Source organism: Aerococcus suis (assembly GCF_900176325.1).
In the GTDB taxonomy this organism is placed as follows: Bacteria; Bacillota; Bacilli; order Lactobacillales; family Aerococcaceae; genus Aerococcus; species Aerococcus suis.
In genome coordinates, this window is sequence record NZ_FWXK01000006.1 from 82,266 (window position 1) to 97,003 (window position 14,738).

Genomic DNA, 14,738 nt, shown 5'->3' on the forward strand with positions numbered 1-14,738 from the left:
AATTTTGTTATGGCGAAAGTAGAAAGTTTTTCTTTAGATCATGATGCAGTGAAAGCCCCTTATGTTCGTATTGCTGGTCAAGAGCAAGGGCCTAATGGGGATAAAGTGACGAAGTTTGATTTACGATTTGTTCAACCAAATCAAGCAGCGTTACCAACCAGTGCCATTCATACAATGGAACATTTAATTGCTGCTTATATTCGTGATTATATGGATAACGTGATTGATGTCTCACCAATGGGATGTCGGACAGGTTTCTATATGATTACTTGGGGTGATCGTACAGTTGAAGAAGCAACTAAGGCGATTACTAAGACCCTTGAAGATTTAGTTAATAGTACTTGGGATGATGTTCAAGGAACCGAACGTCAAGAATGCGGAAACTACCGTGACCATTCACTATGGGCAGCTCAAGAATATGCCAAAGAAATTTTAGCCCAAGGATTCAGTATTGATCCGTTCGAACGTAAAAGTTTAGAAGACTAACCAGAAAAACCGCCAAGAGTCATTTCTGATACTCTTGGCGGTCTTTTTTGTTTATTAAAGTTCTCGTGTTCCGAAGAAAGCTACTTTATAAATAATTTCGGTCATTTCTTCTGGTGATTCTTCGCCACCATTCAATACCCATTGTTTAATGACATTACTGATTGCGCCACTATAAGCTTGAATGGCATATTTTGCAGGAATATTTTTATATTGTTCGACAATTTCTTCGATATCTTCTGAGTTTTCTTGGAGTAAAATACCGATGAGTTTATGTACAGCTGTTTCAAAATTCACATACGGCACTGTATAGAGTACTTGAATAAAATCAAACTCCGCATTAGCTTCAATAAAAATCTGATAGATAAGATCGTGGATTTGTTCGGTAGGGGTGTCTTTGACGAATTGATAGATATGATAAAGGGTATCTTGTTTTAGTTTGTCCATCAAATCATATTTATCTTCATAATGATGGTAGAAAGTCCCTCGATTTAACTCAGCAGTTTGGCAAATTTCAGTAACCGTAACTTCTTCAAACGGTTTTTGCTGGAGGAGTTTTGTAATTGCGTGTTTAATTTGTTGTTTACTTTTAGTTTGTCTTATTTGTACCAACGTAAAAACTCCTTTATAATAAGTATATTAGGTGTTCCTTAGGATATTTTGCTTCTTGCACTTATTTTTTATTTATCAATAACTAAAATAGACACTTTGTCCATTTTATTGTAGCATTACCCTAAGTCAACATCAAATAAATTTTATAGATAGGGTGATTAATGTGGCATATATTGAAGTTAAAAACTTGGCCAAACGTTATCAACAGGGAGATACCGAGATTGCGGCCAACGAAGATATTAACTTTGAAATCGAGAAAGGTGAATTAGTGATTATCTTAGGCCAATCCGGTGCCGGTAAATCAACGTTACTGAATATCATTGGTGGAATGGACACGAATGATGACGGAACCATTAAGATTGACGATATTGAAGTTTCCAAAATGGATTCGCATGAACGAACAGAATATCGTCGAAACGATATCGGATTTGTTTTCCAATCTTATAACTTGGTGGAAAACTTAACGGCCAAAGAAAATGTTGAATTAGCATCTGAAATTGTTGAAGATGCTCTAGATGCTGAAGAAGTATTAGAATCTGTTGGTTTAGGTGAACGGATTAATAACTTCCCAGCACAATTATCAGGTGGGCAACAACAACGGGTGTCTATCGCTCGTGCCCTTGCGAAACGTCCAAAACTATTGCTTTGTGACGAACCAACTGGAGCACTAGACTCAGGAACGGGTCAAAAAGTGCTTAAAACCTTGAAAAAAATGGCAGACGAACAAAATACCACCGTTATTATCGTTACCCATAACTCTGCATTAGCAGATATTGCGCATCGTGTGATTCGTATGAAAGATGGGACAATTTCTGAAATTGAAACAAACGATAATCCAGCTGATATTGATTCATTAGAATATTAGGAGGGGAGGTTCTATGTCAGATAAAAAAATCTATTGGAAAGACATGCGGCAAGCCTTTACTTCTTCATTAGGTCGTTTCTTATCTATTTTCTCATTAATGATGATTGGTGCGATTGCGCTTATCGCGTTAAAAGTGACAGGACCAAACTTGGAACAATCTGCCCAAAACTTTATTGATGATCAAAATATGTTTGACCTTGCTGTGATGTCAGAATATGGAATTACAGAAGACGATTTAGAGGATATTAAATCATTAGACGGGTCAACGGTTGAAGCCGGTTATTTTACCGACCTAACAGAAAAAGATACCACGAATGCGGTTCGGGTCTTTTCTAAACCAGATAAAATTTCTCAATTTGAAGTAATTGATGGGGAATTACCAAGCAAGGATAATGAAATCGCGTTAGCCCCAACTATGCAAGACGACTATGATATTGGTGATGAAATCACCTTTGAACAAATTAATGACAATAATCAAGATTTGTTGAAAGGCAATACTTATAAAGTCACCGGATTTGTGAATTCTTCTGAAATTTGGGATAACGAATCTATGGGTAGCTCCAATGCTGGATCAGGTGAATTATCTGGTTATGGTGTAGTGACTCCGGATGCTTTTGATTCCGAAGAATATACGATTGCTCGTTTACGTGTCGATGACTTACGTGGCAAGTTATATACTTCTGATGAATTTAGTTCTAAACAAAAAGACTTACAAAAAGAATTAGAGGACAAATTAGCCGATAATGGCGAACGTCGTCTAAACGATATTAAATCAGATATCCAAGATCAAATTGATGACGGAAAATCCGATGTGAAATCAGCGAAAAAAGAACTTAAAGATAATGAGTCTAAAATTAAAGACGCGGAATCAAAAGTTGAAGATGGTGAAAAAGCTGTCGAAGCTGGTTTAATTCAAGATCCAAATCAAATTTCTGAATTGGAAAAATCAAAAAAAGATTTGGATAAATCGAAAAAAGAATTTAATGACAAAAAATCAGATGCGGAATCTGAAATCAAAGACGCAGAAGCTGACATTGACGACGCTGAGAAAGAAAAAGATGATTTAGAAGAACCAGAATATACGGTTTACACACCAGCAACGATTCCAGGTTCTGATGGTTATAGTACGTATGACCATGCGGCAACTGCTATTTCATCTATTGGTAATATCTTCCCAGTCGTCTTATATATTGTGGCTGCGATGGTAACCTTTATGACGATGACACGTTTTGTCGACGAAGAACGTCAACACGCAGGATTATTCAAAGCCTTAGGATATACGAATAATCAAATTATTGCGAAATTCGTTCTTTACGGTTTAATTTCCAGCTTCTTAGGAACAATTGTTGGTATTTTAATTGGTAACTATTTCGTTGCGCCAATGATTGCAGATGTTATTTCGCAAACAACCGTAATCGGGGAAACCGATTTATTCTTCTACCCAACTTATATCATTATGACATTAGTTCTGGCGTTAATTTCTGCTGTGTTACCAGCTTACTTAATTGCTCGTCGTGAACTATCTAAAGAACCCGCATTCCTAATGCGTCCAAAACCACCAGTGACTGGCTCTAACATCCTACTTGAACGGATTAGCTTCATTTGGGAGCGTATGAGCTTTACGCAAAAAGTAACGGCTCGTAATATTTTCCGTTACAAACAACGGATGTTAATGACCATCTTTGGGGTGGCTGGTGCCGTTGCCTTACTATTTGGTGGATTAGGAATCCGGTCATCAATTGCTGGTGTTTCTGATAGTCAATTCGGTGAAATTTTCAAATATGACTTAATTGCGGTTGAAGCAGAGGATCCAAGTCAAGACGCCAAAGATGAAGTTGATGACTTGTTGAATAGTGACAGAGTAAAAGAAGATTTACCAGTCTACCAAGAAGCGACTTCTCAAAGTATTGATGGCGTGACGGATGACCAAGATGTCACGGTTATCGCAACAGGTAGTGACGACTTCGATCAATTTGTAAAATTACATGATCGTGACGATGATGAAAAAATTAATTTATCCGATGATGGCATTGTCATTAGCGAGAAATTAGCTGATCTTTATGATGTTGAACCGGGTGATAACATCACCTTTAAACTCGAAGATAAAGATGTTGAAGCAAAAGTGGCGGATGTGACAGAAATGTACACTGGACACTTTATCTACATGACGGATAACTATTATGAAGAACTAACCGACAAAGATTTTGATACCAATGCTTACTTGATTACCTTAGATAATTCTGATTCTGATGAAACCGAAGAACTTTCTGAAGAATTCTTATCACTTGATGGTATTCAAGGCGTGGTCCAAAATACTGGTCTTGTTAAAGTATTAGATTCTATTTCAGGACAACTAGAATCTGTTATGTTAATCTTAATCGTGATTTCTATCCTACTTGGTGTCGTTATTCTATATAACTTAACGAACATCAACGTGGCAGAACGTAAAAACGAATTATCAACTATTAAAGTTCTTGGTTTCCACTCTAAAGAAGTTACCATGTACATTTATCGTGAAACGATTATTTTATCGATTGTTGGTATTCTAGTTGGTTTAGTTGCTGGTCGTATCCTACATCTTGTCTTATTAGATGTGATTGGTAACGAAGAAATTATCTTCGACCCAACCGTTACGACCGAAGTTTGGGCAACCCCTATCATTGCGATTACGTTAATCATTATTGTTCTAGGCTTCTTAGTCTATAGACGAATGAAACGTATCAACATGTTAGATGCCCTATAATCAACCACTTAGACAAATATAAAAGGAGCTATGGCGTTAACGTCGTAGCTCCTTTTTACGTTGTGTGATAAATGTTGTCGTTAAATTAAGCGCGGAAGAAACGGTCATGTTGGTAGATAGGGTCGAAAGTTACGTTAATGCCTAAACGACGGAGAACCGTTTGATCTTCTTCAGGAAGGGTTACTGTTGAGTGGACTTCAGAACCGCGTAAGTTACCTAATTGATTCATCGCTTTAGCCGCATCTTGATTGGTTTTTGCAGTAATGGCTAGCGCAATTAAGATTTCGCTAGAGTGTAGGCGCGGATTGTGTGCGCCTAAATGATTCACTTTTAATCCTTGAATAGGAGTCACGTATTCTGGTTCAATCAAATGCACGTCTTTAGCGATACCCGCTAAGTTTTTAATTCCGTTAATGATGACCGCCGCAGTTGGCCCGAATAAATCAGATGTTTTACCAGTGACAATATCGCCATGTGGTAATTCCATCGCTAAGGCTGGGTTACCTGTCGCTTCTGCTTTTTGGCGGGCCACTAATGTGACTTGACGGTCCTCAGGAGAAATGCCTAAGTCATTCATTAGTAATTCAATTTTCTTAATGGCGGATTGGGGCACGCGGTCACGTTTGTAATCAGCGAGCGTTTGATAGTAGCGGCGAATAATTTCTTCCTTAGAAGCTTCAATCGCTGCTTCTTCATCCACAATAGAGAAACCGACCATATTAACGCCCATGTCAGTTGGTGATGCGTATGGGGATTTGTCCATAATCCGTTCAAAGGTCCGGTTAAGCACAGGGAAGACCTCAACATCACGGTTGTAGTTAACCGCTTGTTTACCGTAAGCTTCGAGATGATAAGGGTCAATCATATTCACATCATCTAAGTCAGCTGTAGCAGCTTCATACGCCAAGTTAACAGGGTGGTGAAGAGGTAAGTTCCATACAGGGAACGTTTCAAACTTCGCATACCCTGATTTAATGCCGCGTAATTGGTCGTGATACAGTTGAGAAATGCAGGTAGCTAACTTACCAGCACCTGGTCCTGGCGCAGTCACGACAATTAAATTACGTTCCGTTTCGATATATTCATTTTGTCCCATGCCATCAGGTGAGACAATATGATCGATAGCGGTTGGGTAACCTTCAATTGGATAGTGGAGATAAGATGGAATGTCATGTTTAGATAAGATTTGACGGAACGCTTTAGCAGCGGGTTGATTATTAAATTGAGTAATCACGACGGACCCGATATATAAGTCTAAGTTGTGGAAGGTATCAATTAAACGTAAGACTTCTTGGTCATAAGAGATGCCTAAGTCGCCACGTACTTTAGAGTGTTCAATTTGGTCGGCATTAATCGCAATGACAATTTCGACTTGATCTTTAAGTTCTTTTAAGAGCTTAATTTTATTATCAGGTTCATATCCAGGTAAGACACGAGCTGCGTGCGTATCCTCTAGCATTTTGCCCCCAAACTCCATATAGAGTTTGCCGTCGAATTGGTTAATTCGCTCTAGGATATGATCACGTTGTAAACTTAAATATTTATCAGAATCAAACGCTATTTTTTTCATCTGTCATCCCTCTTATCTCTTATTTTTACCTTAAACAGGTATTCATACATTAAGCTATCTTAAAAGATTTCCACTAATTACGCAAATAAAAATTTGTAAAGAATCATTAGGGAATAGGAGGAATCATTAAGAAACGATAGGAAATATGCTAGAATAAAAGCCAATAGAGAAGTAAGGAGTTTTAGTTATGGCAAAGCGTCAATTACCGGTGCATAAAAACGAACAACGAGACATCACAATTACCGATTTAACCTATGAAGGAATGGGAGTTGCCAAAGTCGATGGTTACCCATTATTTATTGCGAATGCTCTCCCAGGAGAAACCGCACGTATTCACGTCATGAAGGTCGGCAAAAAATTTGGTTTCGCCAAAGTCATTGAACGATACCAAGACAGTGAAGACCGTGTCCCTTTACGTGATGAAGATGGGTTACGAACAGGAACCATGGCGCTGCAACATATGACTTATGACGCGCAATTATCCTTTAAACAAAAAACAGTGCAAGATAGTTTAGCAAAATTTGTGTCGTTACAAGATGTGGATGTGAAGCCGACTCTAGGAATGTCAGATCCATGGGCTTATCGAAATAAAGCACAAGTACCGATTGGTCAAGATGACCAAGGACGCTTGTTTACCGGTTTTTTCCGTAAAAATAGCCACTCATTAGTTCCAATCACTAATTACCAAATTCAATTACCAAAAATTGATGAAATGCTACAAACGGTGATTCAAATTTTAAATGAATATAACCTCACCGCTTATGATGAACAGACCCATCAAGGCCTCATCCGCCACCTAGTGATTCGTCAAGGGTATCATACGGATGATGTCATGATAATTTTAGTCATTAATGGTGACGAACTACCTCACCAAGCAGCGATTACCGAAGCCATTGTGGCGCAAATTCCAAACTTAGCCTCATTAATCGTGAATCATAATACACGGCGGACGAATGTGATTTTAGGTCAAGAAGAAACCTTATTATATGGAGAGCCGTATTATCGCGATCAAATGCTCGGGTTAGATTTCATGATTTCTGCGAAAAGCTTCTTCCAAGTCAATACGCCTCAAGCGGAAGTGTTATACCAACAAGCTTTGGAGGTAGGTGACATCCAAGCAGATGATGTCGTCATTGATGCCTATTGTGGAATTGGATCAATTTCGCTCTGTCTGGCTCAACGCGCAAAACATGTCTACGGTGTTGAAGTTGTATCAGATGCGATAGAAATGGCGCAAGCGAACGCTAAAATGAATAACTTAGGTAATGTGACCTTCGTTGCTGGTAAAGCGGAAGATGTTATCCAAGAATGGCAAGCAGCAGGTATCGAACCCAATGTGGTCGTTGTTGACCCGCCACGCAAAGGACTTGCGTCAACCTTTACCGACACTGTCATTGAATTAGCGCCTGAGAAGATTGTCTATGTTAGCTGTAATCCCGCAACATTAGCGCGAGATATGAATCGTTTGGTAGCAGCTGGTTACCATGCCGAAACGGTTCAACCGGTCGACCTCTTCCCACAAACACCGCATGTGGAATGTGTGACGTTGTTGATGAAGAATCGCTAGAAGTATAAAGAATCAAATATAATGACGAAGCAATCAATAGAAAAGTCGTGACAATAAAATGAAAAAATTAAGTTTGACGCTAGCTAAAACGCTCATCTTCTTCATTATTTGGGCAATACTAGCAAGTGTCCTTCCGATTCCTCAAACTACTAATGATGCGATTTGGCGCTTTTGGGCAGAGGTAATGCCCTTTGTCGCTATTGTCGGCTTGACAGGTGTCTTTTGGTTAATGGAACGTCGGAAACTACCTTTATATTTAACGTCTCATCCCATAAAAAATACCCTTTATGGAATAGGGCTAGGAAGTGTTTGGATAGGCGTCGTCATTGCCTTATTAATGGTGACAGGTAAGATGACAATCGGTAACCAGCAACCGGTGACGATGCTTTGGTTATGGCTGGTGTCAGCGTTTATTAATACGGTGATGCAAGAGTTACTGGTTCGTGGGTATTTATATCAACTATGGAAAAATAATTATTCCTGGCCAATAGCAGTAGTGATTTCGACGGGATTGTTTACACTTATGCATGGTGGCGCATTGGGAGCAGGGGTGATTCCTGTTCTTAATATTGTGACGATGAGTCTGATGATGACAGTGATTTTAGAATACTCTTCCTCATTAATGGCTCCAATCATGATGCATTTTATATGGAATAGTGTCGGTGGCATTATATTAGGCAGCGTATCGTTGGCGGATGATTATCCGCATCTCTATCAAACGATATTGACAGGAAACGATTTATTATCAGGAGGCGTCCTTAAGATGGAGGGTAGCCTTATAGTCCTGCTAGTGAATGTTTTATTCATTGTCTATTTCGGCTATTTCATCCAAAAACAACGGACTTAATGATGACATCAAAAAAGACTGGCTCTTTGTAGTGACCTCGCAAAGTTGTAAAGAACAACTTCTGAGGCAGTACATTTTGCCAGTCTTTTTCTGTTAAGCTTGAATTTTTTCGATATGGTTTTTCGGTCCAATAACTAACATATAATCTTCAGGTTGAATAATATAGTTAGGGTCAGGGTTGATATGACTATAAGTGTTACTTTTAATTGCAATAACATTTAAGTCATGGTTTTGACGTAAGTCTAAATCATCTAACCGTTTATTAACCCATTTTTGTAGCGGTTTAATTTCGGCAATCGCATAATCCACTGAGAAATCCATATAGTCGAAAATATTATCATTCGTCAGTTTTTTCGCTAATCGAATAGCTGATTCACTTTCAGGAATAATCGTGCGATCGGCACCAATTTTAGTTAAGATTTCCGCATGGAGTTGGTCTTTGGCTTTGACAATCACTTGATTAACGCCTAGTTTTTTGCAGACAGCTGTTGAGAGAACCGCCGCTTCGAAGTTAGAGGCAATCGCAATAATCGCTGTATCGAAATTTCCCACGCCAGCAGATTTTAAATTACTTTCGCTCAAATGATCAATATAAATCGCATGAGTCACTACCTTACTCATATCATCAACGGTTTCTTCATTATTATCAATGAGTAAAACGTCATACCCTTCACGCGTCAATTCTGTGGCGCAGGCCGCACCAAAGCGCCCACACCCAATCACAACAAATTGTTTCATAATATCTCCTATCCAATCATAATATCTTCATGTGCTTCTTTATATTCTTTCGGATGTTTATTACTTGATAAGCCGAATAAAATCGTTAAGGAACCGACACGACCAATGTACATTGTTAAAATAATTAAGAGTTTTGAAATGGCTGAGAGGCTACTTGTAAAGTTTCGACTCAAGCCCACGGTCGCAAAGGCAGACACGACTTCATAAATGACCTCTAAGTAACGTGCATTTTCAACCATCAAAATAATAAAGGTAACTAATAATACCCAAACTAAGGAAATCATCATCAAGGCAATGGCTTTTTTCACCGTGGTCCAACGTAGGCGACGGTGGAAAACTTCGATTTCTTCATTCCCCTTAATTTCGGATAAGGCGACGATAATCAATAAGGCAAAGGTCGTGGTTTTAACCCCACCACCTGTTCCGGCTGGTGATGCCCCGACAAACATGTTGAAAACAGATAAGGCGCTGGAACTATCAAGTAATGCGGTTTGACTAATCGATTGGAAACCAGCTGTTCTTAGCGTTGACGCTTGGAAGAACGCATTTGATAACTTGTCACCAACTGAAAGAGACGCTAACGTTTCTGGATTATGATACTCTAACACGAAAATTAATAATGTGGTTAGACCGAGTAATAATCCAGTAGTAGTCATCACGATTTTAGAATGTAAGGACAGTTTTCGGAAGTGGAAATGATTTTCCATCAAGTCGGTCATCACTGTAAAACCGAGTCCTCCCAGAATAATTAAGACGCCGATGACAGTCAGTAGAAAAGCATCCGTATTAACATCAATTAAGGAATTCGCGCCAATCAAATCGAATCCCGCATTACAGAACGCCGAGATCGAATGGAAAATACCATAAGCAATGCCTTTTGCTCCGTACATTGGAATGAAGCGGAACATCAGTAAGATGACCCCGACAAACTCAATCATAAATGTATACACTAAGATATGTTGAATTAATCGCACCAATCCGCTCATCGTTAAGCTGTTGGTTTGTTCCTTAATGATGAGCCGATTTTTTAGACTGATTTTGCGCCGTAAGACTAAGGCCAATAAGCTCGCAAAAGTCATAAAACCAAGCCCTCCCACTTGGATTAAACTAATAATGATGACTTTGCCGAACGTGGTCCAAGCTGAAAAGGTTGGCACCGTGACGAGTCCCGTGACACAGACAGCCGAAGTAGACGTAAACAAACAGTCCAAATACGTCACATCAGGTGCTTGTTGACTAATCGGCAACGCTAATAGGAACGAACCGATAAGAATTAAGATAAAAAACCCCAAGAGTAATACTAAGGGTGGGTTGTTTTCTAAATAATGTTTATAAGTTTTCATGAAGCAAGCGTACACCACTCCAACGCGAAAGTAAATAAAGATAATTGTTAAATTTTACTAGAAAATGATGCGATGAAAACGTCAGATAGAAATGATGGACAATTCTTGGTCCCACACGAAATTTACGTTAAGATGGATAAAAGCTTAAATGAGGAGATTATAATGAATAAACAAGCGATTTTAACCTATTTAGATGACCATCAAATTCCCTATGAATTGACCGAACACGAACCCGTCTTCAGTATGGAAGAAGTTTTTGCTATTGACATGCCTTATCCAGAAGGCAATGCAAAAAACTTGTTCGTACGGGACAAGAAGAAACGGCATTATTATTTAATTACGGTAAAAGGCGAAAAACGCGTCGACTTAAAGAAAATTCGTGATGAATATGGGACGACGAAATTAAGTTTTGCCTCAGCCGATGATTTAGAACAATTATTAAACTTAAAGCCAGGTGAAGTATCCCCATTCGGTCTATTAAATCCCCATGACACCGATATTACCTATTTTATGGATGAGGAGCTCTTCAATGGTATTGGAATGACAGGTGTGCATCCTGGTGTGAACACGTCGACGGTTTGGTTAAAAACCACGGACTTAGAGCAACTCATCGCTGATAATGGGATTCCGGTTCAACGCATTGCCATCTCATAACGATCAAAAAGGAGGAAACGATTGAACGTTTCCTCCTTTTAACCTAATCAAATTAATCTTCTATATTTAAGTCAAACCCTTGATTTTTCACGACTCGTAACAATTCATTACGTTTCTCATTAGGATTTTCAACTTTACGAATAATTTGTTTCGTATACGAATCCGACCGTTGATTTTTTTGTCGCGTATCATAGTAATGAGTCATTTCTTCATCATATGGGGCTAAATCCGCTAAGATATCCTCTGAATGCGGATAACCATTTTCGCCTACTTTTAAGTCTGATGGCATTCGCGGTTTTAATTCGGGATCGTCATCTGGATAACCGAAAATCACGCCTAAAATTGGGAAAGTCAGTTCCGGTAAGTCTAAAATATCAATCATTCGTTGAGAATCATTTAAAACGGATCCTAAGAAAGTCGCTCCTAAGCCAAATGATTCAATCGCGGTCGTTAAATTTTGCGCGTTTAAATAAGCATCGGCCACCCCTTGGAAGAAGACATTCATACTACGGTAATCGTCGCCGTCACTGCCACTCGCTTGAGCGATTTACTTCATTCGATAAGCATCCACTAAGAAAATAAATAACTCAGGGGCTTTCGCGATATAGGCTTGGTTGGACACTTCAGAAATTTGTTGTTTCTTATCATCGTCGGTGACGCGAATCACAGACGCGGTTTGAAGTCCGTTTGATGTCGCGGTACGGTTCATCACCGTTAATAAATGGTCCATCAGTTCGTCTGGAATGGGTTTATCTTGGAAGAAAAGAATCGTCCGATGATTTAATTGATGATTAGTTGTAAAATTTGAATCCATAATAACTCCTTTCAATTTTGCTTACTTATGATTAGTGTAACATAAGTGAGGAGAATCTTCGTTTAAAGTGACTAAGTCTCTAATTAATCGGTCGGGACCCTGCAATAAGTTCTTATCAATTCATTATAAATAATCATGATAATGAAAACCGTGATTTAATATATTAATTACGAGAAACCGTCATCTTTAAGTTTAAATGATAAAATTCACAAGATACAAAATTGTATTATTATACCGGTTCCACACTTAAAAAGTCACAAATTTGAAGAAAGTGTTTATAAAGAAGAAAAAGTAAGAAAAGGTTAGAAATCCCGTGATATCAATAACAATTCTAATTTAAATTGTCAGAAGATTGTTGAATTGTGATTTTTTATGAAGAAATCGTGACTTTTTGTGTCAATTTTTAATTGACTTTGCTGTCTATACTTGGCTTAATGGTATTATTAGTAAATTAATCATTGTTATTTGAATGATTTAGAGCATAACTTTTACTAAATGGAGGAATAAAATGAATTTAAGTAAAAATAACTTAAGTGAACGCCAACGTCGTAACTTACAAAAAATTACAAAATATGGAATTCGTAAATTGAGTATAGGTGCAGCATCTGTTGCCTTATCTTCACTCTTTTTTTTAAATGCTGGAACAGTTCAGGCTCAAGAAGTCGGACCATCACTAGAAATCGATGAAAGAGCGAACTTAGAAGCAAATATTGCTGAATCCCCAAGTCAAGAACAAGTGTCAGAGACTTTGAAAGAGAATGTTAATGAAGTAGAAGAAACTGAAAAACCAAATGAATCTTCAGAAATTGTTTCTCAAGAGCATGAGACTCAAATTGATAAGAATGAAAATCAAATTAGTGAGGAAACATCAAAAGTAGCTGAAGAATCTACTCAAGAAGTATCAGAAAGTTCAGACGATCAATCAGTAGAAGAAACAAGCACTGAAGAATCGAAAGCTATTGATACTCCGGACATTCATCAAGATAAACAATCTGAAGATACTGTAACAACAAAAGTCACAGAACCTACTCAGGAGTCCTCAGTTGAAGAAACCGAAGAAGCTGTTGAGGAATCACAAGCACCAGAAGTTGAAGAAACATCTGGAATACAAGAAAATGAAAAAATTGAAGAAGTTAAAGTGATTCAGGAAAAAGATGAAGATAGATTTTCTGGATTAGATGGCAAAACATTGAACACTACTTTATCTACGGAAGATATCGATGTGCCAGAAGAGTTTAAAGAAAAATTTAATAAATCAGAGGATAAAGAAGGTTATATAGAAAGCTACGTAGAAAAAGCTTACGGTTCTGAAATGGCTAAGAATTTATCTAATGATTTAGGAGAAGTAGACTTTGATGAATTAAATAATCAACAGGCATATAAAGCAATGCTGGATTTAACCCTAAATCAAAGAACCACACCGGAATCTAAAGCAGTAACTACATTCTCGACTGCTGCTACTACTCAAGCGTCGTCTATAGAAGACCTAAATGCAACATATGAAGGAATCGGTGCAGTATCAACTAATAATAGTATACCAGCTTATTATACAGTAGATGTAGTTGATAATGGTGATAGTTTGACTTATAAAGTGAAATATCGTGTGGATTCAGGAAGATCACATGATATGGATTTAGTGGGGTTTCAATTTGGTGATGCTTTTGATGTACCGGACCAGATTCAAGTTAATGGTTATTTTGTTGAAAGGGAAGACTTCGATCCTTCACAACTAAATAGCACGATGAGGAGATATTATGAAAATCGTACGGGTGCTTTTGCCCCTATTACTGGATACTTACAACAAGGTGCTCGCACAGGCACTCCCGCAGGATACGCATTAACTACCCCTAGGTCTAAGAATACCTTTAATTATGTAGATTGGATGCTGGAGTTTACTGTCCCTATTACAGACAGAGAAGCAGATACAACGTATCGTGGTTATATTCCAATGTATTCTACAGGTACTAGTAACGATTATGATAGTTATTGGAATTATTTTCACGATCAAGACCTGATTACTAATGAAAATAACTCTGGGCCTGAAAATCCTGATATAAATTTTGATAAAGAAATTGTAACAGAACAATATGAAATTCCTTATGAGACAGTATATACATTATCTGAAGATGTACCGTACGGTGAAGAGCTTGTTATTAAAATTGGTGTGAACGGTACTGGACAACGTGTGATTCAAAAGACAAGTTACAATGGAGAATTAATTGGTCAATTTGAATTGGAGAATTCAGTTCTTACTAATCCAGAAGCAGAGGTTATTGCTTTAGGTATTGGCGGATTGAGAGGCCAAGACGGTGAAAACGGTCAAGATGGTCGTTCAATCACTGCAGTTACTGAACCAGGCGAACAAAATGGCCGAACAGGTACATGGATACGTATTTATGAAGTAAACCCAGATGGCTCACCCGGTGACTTAATAGAAGAGAGCTTCGTCGCTGACGGTGTAGACGGACAGACTCCGAATATCGAAGTTGTACCAAGTGAAGA

The 14,738-nt window shown here is 38.2% G+C and carries 11 protein-coding genes and 1 pseudogene; 7 read left to right on the forward strand and 5 right to left on the reverse strand.

Annotation, left to right across the window (positions count from 1 at the left end; genetic code table 11):
• Positions 1 to 9: 9 nt before the first annotated feature.
• The gene (locus B8955_RS05950) at positions 10 to 486 is read left to right on the forward strand and encodes an S-ribosylhomocysteine lyase (RefSeq protein WP_084099323.1); all 477 of its coding nucleotides are present in this window, start codon (positions 10 to 12) and stop codon (positions 484 to 486) included.
• Positions 487 to 540: 54 nt separating this feature from the next.
• Here B8955_RS05950 and B8955_RS05955 read toward each other — a convergent pair whose 3' ends face one another.
• Positions 541 to 1,095: a TetR/AcrR family transcriptional regulator gene (locus tag B8955_RS05955; RefSeq protein ID WP_084099324.1), complete on the reverse strand. Its 555-nt coding sequence runs from the start codon at positions 1,093 to 1,095 to the stop codon at positions 541 to 543.
• 163 nt (positions 1,096 to 1,258) lie between these two features.
• Here B8955_RS05955 and B8955_RS05960 point away from each other — a divergent pair, with 163 nt between their 5' ends.
• Positions 1,259 to 1,960 carry an ABC transporter ATP-binding protein gene (locus B8955_RS05960; RefSeq protein WP_084099325.1) on the forward strand — a complete coding sequence of 234 codons (702 nt, stop codon included), beginning with the start codon at positions 1,259 to 1,261 and terminating at the stop codon, positions 1,958 to 1,960.
• Positions 1,961 to 1,973: 13 nt separating this feature from the next.
• Positions 1,974 to 4,703 carry an ABC transporter permease gene (locus B8955_RS05965; RefSeq protein ID WP_084099326.1) on the forward strand — a complete coding sequence of 910 codons (2,730 nt, stop codon included), beginning with the start codon at positions 1,974 to 1,976 and terminating at the stop codon, positions 4,701 to 4,703.
• A gap of 85 nt (positions 4,704 to 4,788) precedes the next feature.
• Here the strand turns inward: B8955_RS05965 and B8955_RS05970 are convergent, their stop codons facing one another.
• Positions 4,789 to 6,273: a DUF1846 domain-containing protein gene (locus B8955_RS05970; protein ID WP_084099327.1), complete on the reverse strand. Its 1,485-nt coding sequence runs from the start codon at positions 6,271 to 6,273 to the stop codon at positions 4,789 to 4,791.
• A gap of 187 nt (positions 6,274 to 6,460) precedes the next feature.
• On the opposite strand from B8955_RS05970, the gene rlmD reads away from it, so the two are divergent.
• Both rlmD and B8955_RS05980 read left to right on the forward strand, forming a co-directional pair.
• Positions 6,461 to 7,840: a 23S rRNA (uracil(1939)-C(5))-methyltransferase RlmD gene (gene rlmD, locus B8955_RS05975; RefSeq protein ID WP_084099328.1), complete on the forward strand. Its 1,380-nt coding sequence runs from the start codon at positions 6,461 to 6,463 to the stop codon at positions 7,838 to 7,840.
• Positions 7,841 to 7,898: 58 nt separating this feature from the next.
• Positions 7,899 to 8,687: a CPBP family intramembrane glutamic endopeptidase gene (locus B8955_RS05980; protein ID WP_084099329.1), complete on the forward strand. Its 789-nt coding sequence runs from the start codon at positions 7,899 to 7,901 to the stop codon at positions 8,685 to 8,687.
• Positions 8,688 to 8,780: 93 nt separating this feature from the next.
• On the opposite strand, the gene B8955_RS05985 is transcribed toward B8955_RS05980, so the two are convergent.
• Positions 8,781 to 9,425 (reverse strand): potassium channel family protein, encoded by a 645-nt coding sequence (locus tag B8955_RS05985; protein WP_084099330.1) that lies wholly within the window; start codon positions 9,423 to 9,425, stop codon positions 8,781 to 8,783.
• A gap of 8 nt (positions 9,426 to 9,433) precedes the next feature.
• Positions 9,434 to 10,768 carry a TrkH family potassium uptake protein gene (locus B8955_RS05990; protein ID WP_084099331.1) on the reverse strand — a complete coding sequence of 445 codons (1,335 nt, stop codon included), beginning with the start codon at positions 10,766 to 10,768 and terminating at the stop codon, positions 9,434 to 9,436.
• Positions 10,769 to 10,930: 162 nt separating this feature from the next.
• On the opposite strand from B8955_RS05990, the gene B8955_RS05995 reads away from it, so the two are divergent.
• Positions 10,931 to 11,422 (forward strand): prolyl-tRNA synthetase associated domain-containing protein, encoded by a 492-nt coding sequence (locus B8955_RS05995; RefSeq protein WP_084099332.1) that lies wholly within the window; start codon positions 10,931 to 10,933, stop codon positions 11,420 to 11,422.
• Between the two features lie 52 nt (positions 11,423 to 11,474).
• Here B8955_RS05995 and B8955_RS07135 read toward each other — a convergent pair.
• Positions 11,475 to 12,236, reverse strand: a pseudogene (locus tag B8955_RS07135) (nitroreductase family protein).
• Between the two features lie 508 nt (positions 12,237 to 12,744).
• Between B8955_RS07135 and B8955_RS06005 the strand changes: the two are divergent.
• Positions 12,745 to 14,738 (forward strand): G5 domain-containing protein (locus B8955_RS06005; RefSeq protein WP_143238410.1); only part of this gene is annotated, 1,994 nt, incomplete at its 3' end.

What these genes read in the sequence shown, in the direction of transcription:
- B8955_RS05980 (WP_084099329.1), top strand. Translation starts at nt 7,899, where the DNA reads ATGAAAAAATTAAGTTTGACGCTAGCTAAAACGCTCATCTTCTTCATT.
- B8955_RS05995 (WP_084099332.1), top strand. Translation starts at nt 10,931, where the DNA reads ATGAATAAACAAGCGATTTTAACCTATTTAGATGACCATCAAATTCCC.
- B8955_RS05965 (WP_084099326.1), top strand. Translation starts at nt 1,974, where the DNA reads ATGTCAGATAAAAAAATCTATTGGAAAGACATGCGGCAAGCCTTTACT.
- B8955_RS05970 (WP_084099327.1), bottom strand. Translation starts at nt 6,273, where the DNA reads ATGAAAAAAATAGCGTTTGATTCTGATAAATATTTAAGTTTACAACGT.
- B8955_RS05950 (WP_084099323.1), top strand. Translation starts at nt 10, where the DNA reads ATGGCGAAAGTAGAAAGTTTTTCTTTAGATCATGATGCAGTGAAAGCC.
- rlmD (WP_084099328.1), top strand. Translation starts at nt 6,461, where the DNA reads ATGGCAAAGCGTCAATTACCGGTGCATAAAAACGAACAACGAGACATC.
- B8955_RS05990 (WP_084099331.1), bottom strand. Translation starts at nt 10,768, where the DNA reads ATGAAAACTTATAAACATTATTTAGAAAACAACCCACCCTTAGTATTA.
- B8955_RS05985 (WP_084099330.1), bottom strand. Translation starts at nt 9,425, where the DNA reads ATGAAACAATTTGTTGTGATTGGGTGTGGGCGCTTTGGTGCGGCCTGC.